This window comes from Sphingomonas sp. CCH5-D11, assembly GCF_001557395.1.
Classification (GTDB): Bacteria; Pseudomonadota; Alphaproteobacteria; order Sphingomonadales; family Sphingomonadaceae; genus Sphingomonas.
Genome location: NZ_LSKH01000169.1, coordinates 1 through 17,086 on the forward strand (window position 1 = coordinate 1; position 17,086 = coordinate 17,086).

A 17,086-nucleotide genomic window follows, 5' to 3' on the forward strand; every position below is an offset into this window, starting at 1 on the left:
GGCGGCATCAGGCGCGCGCGCAACGCCACGACCGCGTTGGGCGCCAGGTTCGCCGGCGCATCCCGATCCGCCACGTTCACCCGAATGCGTGTCGGCGCATGGAGCGGAGCGGCGTCGATCCATTGCAGGTCCGTCAATCGCAGCCGCACCAGCCCGCGGGCCGGCAGTTGATCGATCTTTTCCACCCGAGCGGTGAGGCGGGCGATGGCCGGTCGCTGGAGCACGGGAGCGGCGGCGCGATCCGCCTTTGTCCAGATCAAGGCGACGCCGATCGAGAAGGCGATGGATGCCGTAGCGATGGCGCGCCCGCCTCTTCCGCCACGCCCCACCGCCAGCGCCAGCAGCGCCACCGAAAGGCCGGCGAGCAGCGCCACCCGCCACAGGCGGCTGTCGAGAAGGATGAACCAGGCGGCGACCCCGGCCCCGAGCATGACGGGCAACCAGAGCGGCAGCTGGTCACGCTCCGCCTCCAGGCGCTTCTCCAGCCATGCGAGCGCCGTTTGAAGCGCCGAAAGGTGCGTGCTAGGGGGCTGCGCGGCAGTTGTCGCCATGATCGTTTTCCAGCCTGGGAGCTAGCGCGCTTGAGCGCAACCACAGATACCGGCACGCCTGCTGTCGTAACCCGTTTTGCCCCGTCGCCGACGGGCTTTCTTCATCTGGGCGGCGCGCGTACTGCGCTGTTCAACCTGCTTTACGCGCGCCATCATGGCGGCCGCTTTCTGCTGCGTATCGAGGATACCGACCGCGCACGATCGACCCAGCCGGCAATCGAGGCGATCCTTTCCGGCATGCGTTGGCTTGGCCTCGATTGGGATGGCGAGGAGGTGTATCAATCCACCCGCGCCGCTCGTCACGCGGAAGTAGCAGAGGCGATGATCGCCGCCGGCGCCGCGTACCGCTGCTACATGACGCCGGAGGAAATCGACGCGATGCGCGCCGAAGCGCAGGCGAAGAAGCAGCCGCTGCGCATCCGCTCGCCGTGGCGTGATCGCGAGAACAACGACGCCGACGCTTCTTACGTCGTCCGCCTCAAGGCACCGACCGAAGGTGCGACGACGATCGAGGATCGTGTGCAGGGCAGCGTAACGGTGCAGAATGCCGAGCTGGACGACCTTGTCCTGCTGCGTTCCGACGGCACACCGACGTACATGCTGGCGGTGGTTGTCGACGATCATGACATGGGCGTTACCCACATCATCCGCGGCGATGACCATCTCAACAATGCCTTCCGGCAGCTCCCCATCATCAAGGCGATGGGATGGCCGGAGCCGGTCTATGCCCACATCCCGCTGATCCATGGCAGCGACGGCGCGAAGCTGTCGAAGCGGCACGGTGCGGTGGGGATCGAGGCTTATCGCGACGAGCTGGGCATCCTTCCCGAGGCGCTGGACAATTATCTCCTGCGTCTTGGCTGGGGCCATGGCGACAATGAGATCATCAGCCGCGACCAGGCGATCGAGTGGTTCGATCTGGGCAGCGTGGGCAAGTCACCCTCGCGGTTCGACCTGAAAAAGCTCGAAAACCTGAATGGCCATTACATCCGCAGTGCTGACGACGAACGGCTGGCAGCGCTGGTGTGCGGCCACCTCGGACTTTCGCAGGACGATGATCGTCGATCGGTGATGGTCGCCGCCATGCCGGCGCTCAAGCCGCGAGCCGCAAACCTCAACGAACTGGCGGACGGCGCTCGCTTCCTTCTCGTCACTCGCCCGCTCGACATCGCCGCCGATGCGGAGCCGCTGCTTGCCGGCGACGCGCGCGTGACCTTGGCAAAGGTTCATGCCGCGCTTGACGCGGTGGCCAAGTGGGATACGGAGGCGCTTGAAGAAGCGGTGCGGCAGGTTGCCGAAGCGCAGGGCTTGAAGCTCGGCCAGGTCGCCCAGCCGCTCCGTGCCGCACTCACCGGCCGCCGGACCTCGCCCGGAATCTTCGACGTGCTCGCTCTGCTTGGCCGGGACGAAAGTCTCGCCCGCATCGCCGATCATGCCGCTGATCAAACGGCCGCCCAGGGGAAGGACCAAAACAATGACTGACGCCAAGCTGTCCCTCACGGATAAGGACTTCGGCTATCCGGTGCTGTCGGGCAGCGTGGGCCCGGATGTGATCGACATCCGCAAGCTCTACGGCCAGACCGGCGCGTTCACCTACGATCCGGGCTTCACCTCGACGGCCTCCTGCCAGTCGAAGCTGACCTATATCGACGGTGACGAAGGTGTCCTCCTTCACCGCGGCTATGCGATCGGCGATCTCGCCGAGAAGTCGAGCTTCATGGAGGTGGCCTATCTCCTGCTGAACGGCGAGCTGCCCAAGGGCGACGAGCTGAACAAGTTCGAGAACACGATTACCCGCCACACGATGGTCCACGAGCAGCTCGCGACCTTCTTCCGTGGTTTCCGTCGCGATGCCCATCCGATGGCGATCCTGTGCGGTGTCGTCGGCGCGCTTTCCGCATTTTACCACGACTCGACCGACATCCACGATCCCACGCAGCGCATGATCGCGTCGCACCGGCTGATCGCCAAGATGCCGACGATCGCGGCGATGGCCTATAAGTATAGCGTCGGTCAGCCTTTCCAGTATCCGGACAACTCGCTGAGTTACACCGGCAATTTCCTGAAGATGACCTTCGGCGTGCCGGCCGAGCCCTATGAGGTGAACCCGGCGGTCGAGAAGGCGATGGACCGGATCTTCATCCTCCACGCCGATCACGAGCAGAACGCCTCGACCTCTACCGTGCGCCTCGCCGGTTCGTCGGGCGCGAACCCGTTCGCGTGCATCGCGGCGGGCATCGCCTGCCTGTGGGGCCCGGCGCATGGCGGCGCGAACGAAGCTGCGCTCAACATGCTGCAGGAAATCGGCACCCCCGATCGCATCCCCGAGTTCATCAACCGGGCGAAGGACAAGAACGATCCGTTCCGTCTGATGGGCTTCGGCCACCGCGTGTACAAAAATTACGATCCGCGCGCGACGGTGATGCAGAAGACGGTGCGCGAAGTGTTCGACGCGCTGAAGGTGAACGATCCGCTGTTCGAAACCGCGCTGCGGCTGGAAGAACTGGCGCTGTCGGACGACTACTTCATCGAGAAGAAGCTGTTCCCGAACGTCGATTTCTATTCGGGCGTGATCCTGTCGGCGATCGGCTTCCCGACGTCGATGTTCACCGTTCTGTTCGCCCTTGCCCGGACCGTCGGCTGGGTCGCGCAGTGGAACGAGATGATCACCGATCCGGACCAGAAGATCGGCCGTCCGCGCCAGCTCTACACTGGCCCGACCGCCCGCGACTACGTCTCGCTCAACGAGCGCTGAGGTGCGGCGCTGGCGCCCGGTGCTGATCGCGCTGGGCGCCGCGCTTGCCCTGATCGGCCTGCTCTTCATCGGCCAAGGGCTGGGTTATATCGGCTGGCCGCGATCGAGCTTCATGCTCGACCAGAGAGTTTGGGCTGATCGCGGCGCCGGGGTCGCGGTGATCGGACTTCTCATGATTCTTATTGCACGGCGGGCGCGCTGAGGCCCGATCCGCAATATCTGAATATCAGAACGGCAGCTCCAAGGGCCTGAGCATAAGCAGGCCTGGACCGTCGTTGCTCATTTCGACTTCTTGACGCTTAGATGCGGCTTCAACGCTTGAAGACGTAACTCACGCCGAACGTGAGCAGCATTGCATCATAATCATAGGCGTCACGATCCGCATCGCGGCGCTGATAAGAAGCATCGAGGCGCAGCCGGACACGCGAACGTAGATAGTCGAAACGCAGCGTGGCCGAGTCGATCGAGTCGTTGCTGATTGCTAAGCCCGGCTGGATCGCTGTTATCTCGAAATCGCGCGCTCGCCGCGACAGGGACGCGGTAGCGCGGAGCAGCGGTGACACGGCATAGGTGACCACGCCGCCATAGCTGGTCTTGCGAACGAAGTTGGCAAAGAACCCCGGCGTCGATTCAATTGCCCGTTCGGTAGCCAGCGCCAGCATCAGCCGGTCACCGGCACGCAGCGACGCCGACAGGTTCCACGTCAGGCCATCGAACCGCTCGCTCGATCCGAGGGAAGCAGGAAGCGCGGCATCAGCGTAGCTGAGTGACCCGACGAGCTGCAATTGCGCGCCGAGCCGGCGATCGAAGCGAAATCCGGCGCTGGTGAGCTGGAACCGGTCGCCGCCAAGCAGGCCATTTGCCGGACGCTGATCATATTCAAAATCGTGCCGCTCGACATAAGCAGTGATGATGCCGACACGTGGATTGACGTAGCTCAGCCCGGCGCCTGCGCCCGTGATCTCCACATTCTGAGCCCTGCGCCGCGACGCACTATTGTCGATCGTGGTGTAGCGGACGAAGCCGGTCGGGCGAATTCCAAGGTCCGGCCCGCAGGTAAGCGCAGCAGCCGCATCCGCCCTGGTCTGCACGTTCACCGTCGATTCGACCGACGCGAGTGGGTCGATCGCAAGATCAGCAAGATCGCTTTGCCGCCGAACATAGCCGAGTTCCGGACTTAGTGCGCAAATCGCGAACGGCAGCTTTGCCCCGAATGCCGCGTCCACGCGTTCGCGATTCAACCGGTCGTTGCGCACATATGCCTCGTAACCGAGGCTGGCACGCGCCGTGAACAGGACCTGCCCGCTCGGCAGCGCCAAATCGACCGCCAACGTGGGCGAGAGGCGAATGTCCTCTTTTTCAACCCCCCGCCGCAGGGCAGCGGCTTCATTCCCCCGAGCAACGTTGGTGTCGTACAGCAGATCGTTCGAAACTGAGAGGGTGAATGCCCGCCCAGGCGCCTCAAACGTGCGGCCGCGATCAACCTCCACCTGTGCTGCAGCGCCGGCGGGAAGAGCGGCGGCCAGTGCGGCGATGAGCCTCGATTGCCAGCCGGAAGCGAGGGTCACGCGCTTTGCTCCGCCGCTGCTACCGTACGTCGGCCGCGCGTCCGCCGTTGCAGCACCCGCTGCATCGTGCCGAGGAAGTTATGCCCGGAATCCCACAAGCGCCCCAGCCGAGCCGCAGCGACGATATCGAGACTGCGCATGATCGGCACCGGCTGTAACGATGCGCGCACTGCGGCCGTACGGGCAGCGATCATGCGTTTGCGCTGCGCCTGGGCCGGTTGCATCCGCTCCACCTCTTCGATCGCGAGCGGCGCCGTTTCGATCGCGCCGGCCGCCTCGGCAGACCGCAGCAATGCTTCCCCTGCTGGTGTGCGGGTGATGATGAGGCTGCGCCCGTCCTGCTCCTCGAACGTGGGATATCCGGCCGCATCGCCGTACCACGCATCCGCACAGGCGATGTCCGCCACGCCGCCGACCGCATCGGGGCAGATCTTGCATCGGAACTGCACTTGTCGGCTGAGGTGCCTGCCCCAGCTATCGGCATAGGACATTTCTCCCGACCTGCCGTCAGCCGTGCGTGCAACGGTCAGCCCCGGCCACCCTTGTCCTCGATAGCGGAATTCGGTGACCTCCTCCGGCGCAAGGCCCATAAAACGCAGGATCTCGTCCGTCCCGGCACTGCCCGGCAGGCCGCCACAGAAGAACGAGAGGATGATCGGCACATGGCTGGCGACCCGCGTATCATAGCGGCCGAGCTGGCGGAGCGCGGACACGTCGCAAGGCTTCCCGACAAAGGCGAAGCGTCCCCCCTCGGACAGCGCCTGCTCGATCGCCACCAAGGGGGATGAGGAGGCATAGCGAGAACCAGCCCCCGCAAGCACCTCTGCCCGCGAGGAAGACCACCGGATCCGGTTGCCAGTGGGCCGCGACGGATCCGCCTCGACATGGAGCACGCGATCGACCTGGCCGCTATCCAGCGCGTGGATCAACAGCGCCGAAAGCGCGCCGCCCGACGCTCCGGCGAAACGAGTTTCCGGATCGCTTGCGGCGCCCGTCAGCACTTGTCGCCATGATCCCCAGAACGGATGCCGCTTGGCTGTTTGCGGCCAGGGCGACACGATCCTGCCGGGACAGGATCCCGCGATCCGCGCCTCCGCACCGCGGGTGATCGGGCGATGCTGGCGCGGCCGGGCGAAGCCGCGGTCGGAAATCATTGTAATCGCGCCCGCCGACACGCCGGCGCACAGGCCGCAGCCAGTGCACAGATCGGCCGCCAGAACACGCGCGACGGTTGGAGAGACGGTCGTCACGTCCGCGCACCCACCGCGGTAAATGTGGTGCGCAGAACGTCGCGATAGCCTTGCAGCAGGCTGCGGACCCGCGCCATTCCCGCCGCTTCGGCCGTTGCCAAGGCATGTCGGTCAGTGAGCGAGCGCAGCACCAGGGCGATCGCCTGGTCTTCGTTCATCCCGCTCACCGGGATCATGGTATCGTAATCAAGCAGCCCGAACAGCCCACCGAATTTGCGGCTATAGGCCACCGGGACGACCGGCAAGCCGGATGAAAATGCCGCGATACACGCATGCATTCGCGCCCCAATCAGCAGATCAAGGCTTGAGATGTGACTTTTTGCCGCTGACGGCGTGGCGAAGTTCGGCACGCGGATTGCGGCCGGGAACTCGGCAGCGAGACGATCGCACAAGGCACCGTCATCATCCGAAGGGTCCCTGTTGCTGGTGGCATGGGGAACAAGGTGAACCTCCACGTCATCGCGCGAACACAGATCGGTGAGCAGGCGGCGGGTGAAGCGCGCATAATCATAGCCGAGTCCGAAGCGGTTGCTGCCCTGCTCTGCTTCGCTGAACAGCAGACCGGAGGGGTTCACGCCGATGCGAAGCAGCGGCCCGCCGCGCAAGTGCGACCGGTCCTCGAACGGAAGCTCGAACGCGACATCGACGGCAAGATGCACGTCGGTGCCCGGCGCCATCCGACGGGCAACGTCGCGGGAAAGCTCGTCGCGCGCGAAGATGGCACGGCTGCGCCCCATGACGAAGGACGCGGCCCGCAAATAGGCGCGCTTTGTGAAAGGGCCGATCGTCTGCGGCGAAAAGATCAGCGGCTTGCCGCGGGCGAGGGCGAGCAGCTTGCTGATCAGGAGAAAGGAAAAGCGGCGCGGCCCATAGATATCGGCAAAGCTGTCCCCTGCCCCGATATCCAGAACACAATCCACGTCCGCCATCGCCCGCCAGAGGGCGCCACCGGGGCGGAGCGCCCGCCAGTCGATCGGCACACAGCGCGCCCCCGGCAGAGGAATGACCGGCTGATCTTCATCCCGCGCACCCATGATCACGAAGCGCGGGGAGAGGCCAATCTCCTCCGCCACCTGCGCCGCGATTGTCAGATTGGCCACGGTGAGCGCACCGACACCAAGGTTGCCGGAATTCAGTGAGTGCCAGAGCAGACCAATCGTAATCGGCCGCCCTTCATGCGCCGCCTCACGTTGGTTCGCGCCAACTGTCGCCCGGCCATGCATCGCTGTGCGCCCCCGTCACCTGGCGCGGGGCAACGGCTCGTGCCGCGGCTATCTCGCGCTCTGGTGCACGTGTTTGCCGCAAGTCCGGCGCAGATGTTCGGATTACAACCGCTTTCGACCAATCTCGCGCCGAGCAGCGGACAGACGTGGCCGACAACGTCCGGTCAGCCCGTCCAAAAAACAGGCGCTCGGGATCAGTCTGCTGACGAAGACGCCACCATCACTCCCACTCAATTATCGAGCGCATCGTCTAACTCTTTGAAAAGAAAAGCAAAAAAATATTTTCAAAAACCGTTATACCGTCACCACCGCCGACGCCAAGCTAGCGCTTATGAAAATATTGGGTTTTTTGGGCTCGACGGCCAATCGAAAATCTCGCCATCTATCGCCGGTGACGGTCGCCGGACCAAATTAGGGTCGCGGGCGGCGAAAGTGCTCGCAAGAACCCCATCATACCGTCTCACCACCGGATTTGCCATTCGCCTGAGGAGATTCAGTTCGCGGCGCTCAGCTATGTCGCCAGAGCATTGGCTCGCGCGGCAATATCCGCACATCGCGCCATGAGCGCATCGAAGGGCTCGGCGTCGTCGAGGAGCAACCCGTCCTCGACCATATGCGTATAGTCCTCCTCCAGCGCCTTCGCGCCATCGCCGGCCGGTACGAGGTGCAAGCCGCCGTTGACGGCCGCGGCGTAGTCGATGGGCGTGCGGTCGGCCGCCTTCTCCGCGAAGAACATCGATTTGTGCCGTGCGACAGCGTTCGCCAGCTCGCGATCGGCGAACGCCGCCTCCGCGAAGCCAGCCTCATCGAGCCGGGCGACATCGTGCCAGTGCCGCGCGAAGCGGTCTCCCCGCAGCCGCTCCTGGAGACAGAAGACGTGGATGGCGGTCGCCTTCTCCCAGAAGGTTCGCTCCGCGTGCATGACCCGCGGACGCGCGGCCGGAAAGACCAGCCCCTCGACCAGACCCGCAGCGTCGCAGACGACATCCCGCAGACTGGCTGGTTCGCCCGTCGAGCGGGCGCCGAACTCCAGCATGACGCTGGGCGCGACATAGCCGGACCCGGCCGCCGTCGCCTCATAGTCGATGAAGAGCCTCTCCTGCTCGACGCGGACGGCCGCCACCAGGCCTTCGGCGGCGAGCGCATTCCCGATCAAGGGCTGCACGGTCTCCGCCACCCATGCTGGCAAGCGCCGGCGGACCTCGCTGGACCAGCGCTTTTCCTCGCTCCGCGTCGTCGGCAGGCCCTCGCCATTTTCCCCGACCAGATCGGGCGCGATCGCCCGAATGTCGTAGGTCAGGTCCACATCCTCCGAAAACCGGCGAATGACCTGATAGGCTTTCGACAGGGACGTTCCGCCCTTGAACACCAGGTGCTCGCCGAGCGGCGCGGCGTAGAGCGTCGATAGCGCCCACACCACCCACACGTCCTTTTCGAGAAGATGGGCGGGGCGGCCCGAGCGGTCGGCGGCGACGCCAAGCGCATCGCGCCGTTCCCCGTCCGAAAGCTGGAGAAACGCCTCAGCCATAAGCCGCCTTGCCGACGCTCTGGGCGAGCCATGTCGGAAGCTGCGGCGCGGCGGCGACCAGTTCGCCAAACACACCGGGCGGCATCTTGCGCTTCAACGTCGTCAACGCGGCTTCCGCCTTTTCCGGGCCTAGCCAGGCCAGCGCCCGCACGGCCGTCCCTGCCGGCCGGTTGGCCAGGGCCAATTGCCAGCGCGGGGCATGCCGCAATTCCACGACCTGTTTGCCGAGGTGCATTTTGCGGCTACGCCCGGAGGTCAGATAGACCGAGCGGACGGGCACCTGCGTCGTCAAGCCGAGAGCATTCGCCGCAGCCGCGCCACTTGAGACGATGACCTCTCCCTTCTGGGTCGCCAGGGCCTCGACAGCCTGCTCGACCGAAGGCGTGCGCGGGCCGAACCGGCTGGCGATGGGACGCAGATAGACACCGCGCCCGGCGCGGATGAGCTGTCCCCGCTCGGTCAGGCGCGACAAGGCCTGATCCACCGCCGCCCGGGTTCCAAGGTGCAGCAGGCTCTTGGCGGACAGCGGCGCGCCCTCGGGCAAGCCCGCCGCATGCGTCAGAATCTGTTCGCTGAGCCGTGTCATCGTCTTTTCTCCTGTTAGAAACATATACGAGTTTCTGACAGTTTTCAAGAATGCCTGCCGGCATGTCCGATAGGGGAAAAGCTTCCCCTGCGGCCGAGCCAGGGTCTCGGCCGACCTGTCTAGCGGGGAGAGCCCCGCAACGCCCCCTGTAGAGTGAGAGTGCGGACGGGTTTTCCGTGACGGGTTGAGGGCTGGAGAACAGGTCTCCGGCGCCCGTCGCGGGAGAACCGCGATGCTCAGGAATGACCGCAGCGCGCGCACCGGCTCCGACCGGACGAGCCTTTACGATGACATCACCAGCAAAATCATCGCCGAGCTGGAGGCAGGCCGCTTCCCCTGGGTCCAGCCTTGGGGCGCGGCTTCGGTCAAGGCGCCCCTCGCCATGCCGAGGAACGCCGCGACTGGACGGCAATATTCGGGGATCAACGTGCTGATCCTCTGGGGCGCGGTGATCCAGCACGGCTTTCCCGGCCAGAGCTGGCTCACCTTCCGCCAGGCCCTGTCCTTGGGCGGCAATGTCCGAAGGGGCGAACGCGGCACCACCGTCGTCTATGCCGACCGCTTCACGCCCGAGGACGAAAAGCGCCGCGCCCGCGAGACCGGGGAGGAAGCCGCGGCCATCCCCTTCCTCAAGCGCTTTACCGTGTTCAACGCGGCGCAATGCGACGGCCTGGCGGAGGACGTCGCCATTGTGGCTCCGCCGCCTCCGCCCGGCCTCATCGAGCCGCAGGTCGAGGCCCTGATCCGGGCGACCGGCATCGACTTCCGCATCGGCGGCGACCGCGCCTTCTATGCCCCAGCGCCCGACTATGTGCAGGTGCCCCCGCCGCAGGCCTATTTCGAGCCGATCAACTGGCACCGCACGGCCCTGCACGAGCTGGGGCACGCCACGGGCCACCCTTCGCGCCTGAACCGCGACTTCTCGGGCTCCTTCGGCTCGAAGAAATACGCCTTCGAGGAGCTGATCGCCGAGATCAACGCCGCCTTCTGCTGCGCCTCGCTCGGCATCACGCCCACCGTGCGTCACGCCGACTATCTCGGCTCCTGGCTCGAGGTGCTGCGCGAGGACAACCGCGCCATCGTCCGTGCGGCCTCCCAGGCGAGCAAGGCGGCCGATTGGCTGCTCGGCTTCCTGCCCGACGTCGATGCCGGCAGGGCCGACGACGAACGGCAGGCGGCATGACCATCTCGAAACCGGCCTGAAAACCGGAAAGGCGCAAACGCGGCTTCGCGGCTTCACGCCTTTCCGCTTCCGTGGCGCTGCCCTCCGAGAGTGAGAGGGCGGCGCTTCGCTTCGTGACGGGTTGGAGGTCGAGAGAGAGTCTCCCGGCCGCCCGTCGCGGAGTAACGATCATGGCGACTGCCATTCAGAAGATCACCCTGTCGTCGGCGCGCGACATCCCCTTCAACAAGCTGGTGCTGAGCCAGTTCAATGTCCGGCGGGTCAAGGCCGGCGTGTCGATCGAGGAGCTGGCCGAATCGATCGCCCGGCGCGGCCTCATCCAGTCCCTGCATGTCCGCCCCGTCCTCGATGCCGATGGCGCCGAGACCGGGATGTTCGAGGTGCCCGCCGGCGGCCGTCGCTATCGCGCGCTCGAACTCCTCGCGAAGCAGAAGCGCCTGGCCAAGACCGCGCCGGTGCCTTGCGTCGTCGGCGACGCCAACAGCGACATCCTGGTCGACGAGGTCTCGCTGGTCGAGAACATCGAGCGCGCGCCGCTGCATCCGCTCGATCAGTTCCGCGCCTTCCAGGCAATGCGCGACAAAGGCATGACCGAGGAAGCCATCGCCGCCGCCTTCTTTGTCGGCGTCGCCGTCGTGAAGCAGCGCCTGCGTCTCGCTTCCGTCTCGCCCGCGCTGCTGGAGATCTACGCCGACGACGGCATGACCCTCGAACAACTGATGGCCTTCACCGTCAGCCCCGACCACGACCGCCAGCAGCAGGTCTGGGACACGATCAAGGATGGCTGGCAGAAGGAGCCCTATCACATCCGCCGGATGCTGACCGAGACCACGGTGCGGGCCTCCGACCGGCGGGCCGTCTTCGTGGGCGTCGAAACCTACGAAGCGGCCGGCGGCATCGTGCTGCGCGACCTGTTCCAGTCCGACGACGGCGGCTGGCTGCAAGACCCGGCACTGCTCGACCGCCTAGTGGCTGAGAAGCTCAAGGCCACCGCCGACGAGATCGCGGGCGAAGGCTGGAAATGGGTCGAAGCGGCCCTGAGCTTTCCCTACGGGCATGAGCAGGGCTTGCGCGAGCTGGTCGGGACGGTGGCAGACCTGACCGAGGAGGAACGCGCCACCCGCGAGGCGCTGCGTGACGAGTATGACCGGCTCGAGGCCGAATATGCCGAAGCCGACGAGCTGCCCGACGAGATCGACGCGCGTCTCGGCGAGATCGAGCAGGCGCTCGACGCCTTCGAGGAGCGACCGGCCATCTACGATCCGGCCGACATCGCCATCGCCGGCGTCTTCGTGAGCCTCGACTCCGACGGCTCGCTGTCGGTGGACCGCGGCTATGTCCGCCCCGAGGACGAGCGCCCGGTCGACCCCGAAGGTGACGATACGACGGAGACGGACGGCGACACCCGCCATTCGGCCACGCCCGCCGTTCAACGCGCCGTCGTCACCGTCGGCGGCCAGGCCGCAGAGCCGGAAGACGACGAGGAGGACGGCATCAAACCGTTGCCCGAGCGGCTCGTGATCGAACTGACCGCGCATCGCACGCTGGCGCTGCGCAACGCCGTCGCTGAGCATCCCGACATCGCCATGACCCTGCTGCTGCACAAGCTGGTCAGCGACACCTTCCGGCACACCGCCCCGACCGGCTGCCTCGAGGCCAGCGTCCGCCACATCTTCTTCTCCGCCCAATCGGAGGAGCTGAAGGACAGTGCGGCGGCGCAGGACATTGCCGAGCGGCATGCGCGCTGGGGCGATCACGTCCCGGCCGACGACCAGGCGCTGTGGGACTGGCTTACCCTTCTCGACCCGGGCACGCGCCTCGATCTGCTCGCCCATTGCGTCAGCTACGGCGTCAATGCGCTGTTCGAACGGCCCAACCCGTATGGATCGGGTGTCAGCCAGCATGGGCTGGATCTCCGCCTCTCCCAGGCCGACCGGCTGGCGCGCGCCACTGGCCTCGACATGGTGGCGGCGGGCTGGCGGCCGACGGTCGGCAACTATCTCGGCCGCGTCACCAAACCCCGCATCCTCGAAGCCGTCCGGGAGGGCGCTGGCGAACGGGCCGCCCAACTCATCGACCATCTGAAGAAGGGCGACATGGCCAAGGAGGCCGAGCGCCTGCTGGCCGACACTGGCTGGCTGCCCGAACCGCTGCGCCTGTTCGATCCCAACGATGGGCAGGCTGTCGAACCGGGCGCGGAGGCCGACGCCGCAGACGAGGCCGCCTTGCCGGATTTCCTCAGCGACGACGGCGACGAGGAGACCGACGAGATCGAGGACGAGGACGCCCTGACGATCGCGGCCGAATGACCCTCACGGCGGGGAAGCGGCGGGCGATCGCTTCCCCGCATCGTCGCAAGGAGACCTTCCATGATCACATCCGATCAATCCGCCACGCGCCGCGTCGTCTTCCAGTACCTCGTGCCCGTTCACGTCGAGGTTGAGGACGGTCTCGTCGTGTGCGTCACCGTCATCGACGAGACGCCCGTGCGCGATCCCACCCCGGTCGAAGGCGATGCCGGCTACCTGCCGGAAGCCGTCGCCGCCGCCGATGATGGCCAGCCCTGGCCATCCTGGCGGTTCGGCTACTGACCCCTTCCATCTTCCCGCAACCGAGCCCGGCCCCAAGGTCGAACGCCTGCGCGGCAGTGCCGCGCGGGGCGGGCTTTCTCGTTTCAGGAGCCTGTCATGGCCGACTATTTCACCCATTTCTCGTGCCTGCTCGACGTCGGCACGCCCGAAAACGCCGCCCGAGCGCTCGACCTCTACAACACACTGTCCGCGGACGGCGCGTCGGAGGAACCGCCGTCGGAAGGCTTCCTCCTCTCGATCCAGCCGGAGCATGGCGGCAGCCAGCTCTGGATGCGCGACGAGGCGACCGGCGATCCCGAGCGCCTCATCCAGTTCGTGAAGCGCTGCGCCGCCGAGTTCGGCCTCACCGGCAGATGGGGCTTCCAATATGCCAACACCTGCTCGCGGCCCCGCCTCGACGGGTTCGGCGGCGGCGCGCACGTCCTCGACCTCGCGACCGGCGAGACCGTGGACTGGATCTACACCGATGGCTGGCTCGACCAGACCCTCTCCGGCGAGGGAGGTCCGCTATGAGCATCCCCGCCCATGCCCGGAGCAATTTCCAGACCCTGCTGCGTGCGGCGGGCGACGGCAATCTCGCGCTCATGGAGTGCCTCGACGCGGTGACGAGCACCCCGCGCTACGTCATCTGCGCCGTGGGCCGCGACGAGGACGACTACGTCTTCACGCCCTTCGGCCATCTCGCCGACGGCAACCCCTACGACGCCTATCTGCCGCCCGACCCCGACGATCCCGAGGGCTTCGTGCGGTCCGAGACGGGAGAGGCGCCATGACCGAGATCGACGCCATCTTCACGGCGGATCGCGAGCTTCCACCGCACGAGCGATCCCTGCCCTGGCCGGAAACCAGGGACGGGATCACCGTCGTCATCGAACCCAAGCCCCATTGGGGCGGCGACATGCGCGCCTTTCGATCCGGCGCGCGGGAATATTGCGCCTATGCCGACTGGACCGCGAACGGCGCCCGCGCCCGGTTCTTCGGCCATGTCGATACCTGCGGCGATGACCTGATCCGCGAGGCGCGAAGGCACGTCGCCTCCGAGATCGCGGACGGGCTCTGGACCTGATCCCCTCGAAAAGCGCCCCACCTCACGGTCGGGCGCTTTTTTCGCGCGGGGGCCTGGAGAGTGAGAGGGCGCCGGGACGGGTTCGAGCCGATGCGGTCGAGAGAGAGCGCCGCGCGGGCTCGCCCATTCCTGCTCTCCTCGAGGCTTCACCATGACCATGATGTCCGCATCCGCGGCGGCGACCGCCGCCGCGCCGCTTCCTCTCGGCTCCAATCCCGAACCCGCCGCCGCCGTCCTCACGGCCGCCAGCCAGCTCCTGCCTCATCTCGAACGCGGCGAGCGTGTCGACGCCGCCGCCCTGCGTGTGGGGATGGAGACCGCCTTCGGCGCCTCGGACGCCAGCGGCGCCTGGAACTGGAAGACGGCCTATGACGCCTGCGAGGCCGCGACCGTCCTGTTCCTGCGCAAATACGGACGTGCGCTTTTCCGCAAAGCCGGAACTCCGGCGGCGCGGCTCTCGGCGCTGACGAAGATCGGCGGCCTGCTGCCGACGCATACGCGGCGTTCGGCGGAAAGCCAGACTTTCCAGCAATTCTCGACGCCGATCCCGCTCGGCCTGGTCGCCGCCCACGCCGCCGCCGTCACCCCGGCCGACCGGGTGCTCGAGCCGTCGGCCGGCACCGGCCTGCTCGCCATCCTCGCCGAAATCGCGGGCGCCGCGCTCGTTCTCAACGAGCTGGCCGAGACCCGCGCCAATCTGCTGTCGCTTCTCTTCCCCGCCATTTCCGTGACCCGTTTCGACGCGGCGCAGATCGACGATCATCTCGATGCCGCCGTCACGCCCAGCGTCGTGCTGATGAATCCGCCCTTCTCAGCTATGGCCCATGTCGAGGGCCGCATGGCGGACGCCGCCTACCGCCATGTCGCCTCCGCCCTGGCGCGCCTGGCCCCGGGCGGCCGGCTCGTTGCGATCACCGGCGCGAGCTTCGCACCCGACAATCCGACCTGGCGGGACGCCTTCGTCCGGTTGCAGGCGCGCGGGCGCGTCGTCTTCTCCGCCGCCATCGACGGCTCCGTCTATGCCAAACACGGCACCACCATCGAGACGCGCCTGACCGTCATCGACAAGGCGCCCGCCGATGATCCCACCGTGTTTGCGGCGGCGCCCGGCGTCGCGCCGGATGTCGCCACGCTGCTGGACTGGCTCGACGCGCATCTGCCGGACCGGCTCGCCGTCGATCCCTCCGTCGTGGTCCCGGCCATCGCGCCTTCCACGCCGCGCAGCGTGCGTGGCTACATCAATCGCGCCGCCAAGGCTGTCCCGGCGACCGCGCCGATGGCCGAACCGGAGGGGCTCCCGCTCGCCTATGAGACCCAGGACGGGCTCGCAGGCAAAGACGGCCGTCTGTCCGAGAGCCTCTACGAGGAATACGGATTGCAGGCGATCCGTATCGCCGGCGCCCAGGCCCATCCGACCCGGCTGGTGCAATCGGCGGCGATGGCGTCGGTCGCGCCGCCGAGGCCCAGCTATCGGCCGCACCTCCCACCCAACATTCATGAGCTGTTGTCGGACGCCCAGCTCGAGACCGTCATCTATGCGGGCGAGGCGCACGGCGATCATCTCGCCGGGTCGTGGGCGGTGGACGCCACCTTCGACATCGTCACCGCCGCGCGCGAGGATGCGGAGAACGCCGCCCGCTTCCGGCGCGGCTTCATGATCGGCGACGGCACCGGCGTCGGCAAAGGGCGTCAGTCCGCCGCGATCATTCTCGACAACTGGCTCCAGGGCCGCCGCAAGGCGGTGTGGATCAGCAAGTCCGACAAGCTGATCGAGGACGCGCAGCGCGACTGGTCGGCGCTCGGCATGGAACGCCTGCTGGTCACGCCGCTGTCGCGTTTCCCGCAGGGGCGGCCGATCACGCTGCCGGAAGGCGTCCTGTTTACGACCTATGCCACGCTACGCTCCGACGCCAAGGCCGAGAAGGTTTCGCGCGTCCGGCAGATCGTCGAATGGTTGGGCTCCGACTTCGATGGAGTCCTCATTTTCGACGAGGCGCACGCGATGCAGAACGCCGGTGGCGGCAAGGGAGAACGCGGCGACGTCGCCGCCTCGCAGCAGGGCCGCGCCGGCCTGCGCCTCCAGCACGCGCTACCGAACGCCCGCGTCGTCTATGTCTCGGCGACCGGCGCCACCACGGTCCACAACCTCGCCTACGCCCAGCGGCTCGGCCTGTGGGGCGGCGAGGATTTTCCATTCTCGACGAGGGCCGAGTTCGTCGAGGCGATCGAGGCCGGCGGCGTCGCGGCGATGGAGGTGCTGGCCCGCGACCTGCGCGCGCTCGGCCTCTACACCGCCCGTTCGCTCTCCTTCGACGGCGTCGAATACGAGCTGGTCGAGCACGCGCTGAGCTCCGAGCAGACCCGCATCTACGACGCCTATGCCGGGGCCTTCGCCGTCATCCATAACAATCTGGATGCGGCGATGGAGGCGGCCAACATCACCGGCGCGTCCGGCACGCTGAACCGGCAGGCCAAGTCCGCCGCCCGCTCGGCCTTCGAGAGCGCCAAACAGCGCTTCTTCGGCCATCTGCTCACCAGCATGAAGACGCCGACCCTGATCCGGTCGATCGCCGGCGACCTGCAAGCCGGCCATGCCGCCGTCATCCAGATCGTCTCGACCGGCGAGGCGCTGATGGAACGCCGCCTGGCCGACCTGCCTACCGAGGAATGGAACGACGTTCGCGTCGACATCACGCCGAGGGAATATGTCTTATCTGGATCTCCAGATAACACATATTCTTTGCAGTCGAGATTTATGTCGAGCGGTTCGCGCGCAGGCGCGGAT

General features: G+C 66.6%; 15 protein-coding genes and 1 pseudogene. 10 read left to right on the forward strand and 6 right to left on the reverse strand.

Annotated elements, in window-relative coordinates; all coding sequences use genetic code 11:
* Positions 1-551, reverse strand: a pseudogene (locus tag AX702_RS10520) (ComEC/Rec2 family competence protein); the annotation flags it as partial.
* 30 nt (positions 552-581) lie between these two features.
* On the opposite strand from AX702_RS10520, the gene gltX reads away from it, so the two are divergent.
* Genes gltX through AX702_RS10535 form a run of 3 tightly spaced genes read left to right on the forward strand, consistent with a single transcriptional unit; the run spans position 582 to position 3,508 of the window.
* Positions 582-2,033, forward strand: coding sequence for a glutamate--tRNA ligase (gene gltX, locus AX702_RS10525; RefSeq protein WP_066779165.1), 1,452 nt, complete (start codon positions 582-584; stop codon positions 2,031-2,033).
* Entirely contained in the window at positions 2,026-3,306 is a 1,281-nt protein-coding gene (locus AX702_RS10530) for a citrate synthase (RefSeq protein ID WP_066779172.1), read from the forward strand. Before gltX ends, AX702_RS10530 begins: the two co-directional genes overlap by 8 nt.
* A 19-nt stretch (positions 3,307-3,325) precedes the next feature.
* Positions 3,326-3,508, forward strand: coding sequence for a hypothetical protein (locus AX702_RS10535; protein WP_231731814.1), 183 nt, complete (start codon positions 3,326-3,328; stop codon positions 3,506-3,508).
* A 109-nt stretch (positions 3,509-3,617) separates the two neighbouring features.
* Here AX702_RS10535 and AX702_RS10540 read toward each other — a convergent pair whose 3' ends face one another.
* The 5 genes from AX702_RS10540 to AX702_RS10560 all read right to left on the reverse strand — a co-directional run bounded on the left by AX702_RS10540 (position 3,618) and on the right by AX702_RS10560 (position 9,461).
* A complete protein-coding gene (locus tag AX702_RS10540; RefSeq protein ID WP_156455444.1) occupies positions 3,618-4,874 on the reverse strand; it encodes a hypothetical protein in 1,257 nt (418 codons plus the stop codon).
* Positions 4,871-6,124 (reverse strand): Coenzyme F420 hydrogenase/dehydrogenase, beta subunit C-terminal domain, encoded by a 1,254-nt coding sequence (locus AX702_RS10545; protein WP_066779178.1) that lies wholly within the window; start codon positions 6,122-6,124, stop codon positions 4,871-4,873. The genes AX702_RS10540 and AX702_RS10545 overlap by 4 nt, the downstream gene beginning before the upstream one ends.
* Positions 6,121-7,347, reverse strand: coding sequence for a polysaccharide pyruvyl transferase family protein (locus AX702_RS10550; RefSeq protein ID WP_066779181.1), 1,227 nt, complete (start codon positions 7,345-7,347; stop codon positions 6,121-6,123). Before AX702_RS10550 ends, AX702_RS10545 begins: the two co-directional genes overlap by 4 nt.
* Positions 7,348-7,858: 511 nt before the next feature.
* Positions 7,859-8,875, reverse strand: coding sequence for a nucleotidyl transferase AbiEii/AbiGii toxin family protein (locus AX702_RS10555; protein ID WP_066779183.1), 1,017 nt, complete (start codon positions 8,873-8,875; stop codon positions 7,859-7,861).
* Positions 8,868-9,461 (reverse strand): DUF6088 family protein, encoded by a 594-nt coding sequence (locus AX702_RS10560; protein WP_066779185.1) that lies wholly within the window; start codon positions 9,459-9,461, stop codon positions 8,868-8,870. Before AX702_RS10560 ends, AX702_RS10555 begins: the two co-directional genes overlap by 8 nt.
* 232 nt (positions 9,462-9,693) lie before the next feature.
* Between AX702_RS10560 and AX702_RS10565 the strand changes: the two genes are divergently transcribed.
* The 7 genes from AX702_RS10565 to AX702_RS10595 form a co-directional block, all read left to right on the forward strand.
* Complete coding sequence (locus AX702_RS10565) at positions 9,694-10,644, forward strand: ArdC family protein (RefSeq protein ID WP_066779189.1); 951 nt, start codon at positions 9,694-9,696, stop codon at positions 10,642-10,644.
* Between the two features lie 170 nt (positions 10,645-10,814).
* Positions 10,815-12,953 carry a ParB/RepB/Spo0J family partition protein gene (locus AX702_RS10570; RefSeq protein ID WP_066779192.1) on the forward strand — a complete coding sequence of 713 codons (2,139 nt, stop codon included), beginning with the start codon at positions 10,815-10,817 and terminating at the stop codon, positions 12,951-12,953.
* A gap of 60 nt (positions 12,954-13,013) precedes the next feature.
* Positions 13,014-13,235, forward strand: coding sequence for a hypothetical protein (locus AX702_RS10575; RefSeq protein WP_066779195.1), 222 nt, complete (start codon positions 13,014-13,016; stop codon positions 13,233-13,235).
* A 96-nt stretch (positions 13,236-13,331) separates the two neighbouring features.
* Positions 13,332-13,748, forward strand: coding sequence for a hypothetical protein (locus AX702_RS10580; protein ID WP_066779198.1), 417 nt, complete (start codon positions 13,332-13,334; stop codon positions 13,746-13,748).
* Complete coding sequence (locus tag AX702_RS10585; RefSeq protein ID WP_066779200.1) at positions 13,745-14,008, forward strand: DUF6117 family protein; 264 nt, start codon at positions 13,745-13,747, stop codon at positions 14,006-14,008. The genes AX702_RS10580 and AX702_RS10585 overlap by 4 nt, the downstream gene beginning before the upstream one ends.
* On the forward strand, positions 14,005-14,301 hold the full coding sequence (locus tag AX702_RS10590) for a hypothetical protein (RefSeq protein WP_066779203.1): 297 nt from the start codon (positions 14,005-14,007) through the stop codon (positions 14,299-14,301). The genes AX702_RS10585 and AX702_RS10590 overlap by 4 nt, the downstream gene beginning before the upstream one ends.
* Positions 14,302-14,452: 151 nt before the next feature.
* On the forward strand, positions 14,453-17,086 hold a 2,634-nt coding region (locus AX702_RS10595; RefSeq protein WP_231731815.1), incomplete at its 3' end, for a strawberry notch-like NTP hydrolase domain-containing protein.

Bases quoted from the DNA above. Each gene is read 5' to 3' on its own strand.
- AX702_RS10565 (WP_066779189.1), top strand. From the start codon at position 9,694: ATGCTCAGGAATGACCGCAGCGCGCGCACCGGCTCCGACCGGACGAGC.
- AX702_RS10555 (WP_066779183.1), bottom strand. From the start codon at position 8,875: ATGGCTGAGGCGTTTCTCCAGCTTTCGGACGGGGAACGGCGCGATGCG.
- AX702_RS10530 (WP_066779172.1), top strand. From the start codon at position 2,026: ATGACTGACGCCAAGCTGTCCCTCACGGATAAGGACTTCGGCTATCCG.
- AX702_RS10575 (WP_066779195.1), top strand. From the start codon at position 13,014: ATGATCACATCCGATCAATCCGCCACGCGCCGCGTCGTCTTCCAGTAC.
- AX702_RS10560 (WP_066779185.1), bottom strand. From the start codon at position 9,461: ATGACACGGCTCAGCGAACAGATTCTGACGCATGCGGCGGGCTTGCCC.
- AX702_RS10550 (WP_066779181.1), bottom strand. From the start codon at position 7,347: ATGCATGGCCGGGCGACAGTTGGCGCGAACCAACGTGAGGCGGCGCAT.
- AX702_RS10590 (WP_066779203.1), top strand. From the start codon at position 14,005: ATGACCGAGATCGACGCCATCTTCACGGCGGATCGCGAGCTTCCACCG.
- AX702_RS10585 (WP_066779200.1), top strand. From the start codon at position 13,745: ATGAGCATCCCCGCCCATGCCCGGAGCAATTTCCAGACCCTGCTGCGT.
- AX702_RS10570 (WP_066779192.1), top strand. From the start codon at position 10,815: ATGGCGACTGCCATTCAGAAGATCACCCTGTCGTCGGCGCGCGACATC.
- AX702_RS10580 (WP_066779198.1), top strand. From the start codon at position 13,332: ATGGCCGACTATTTCACCCATTTCTCGTGCCTGCTCGACGTCGGCACG.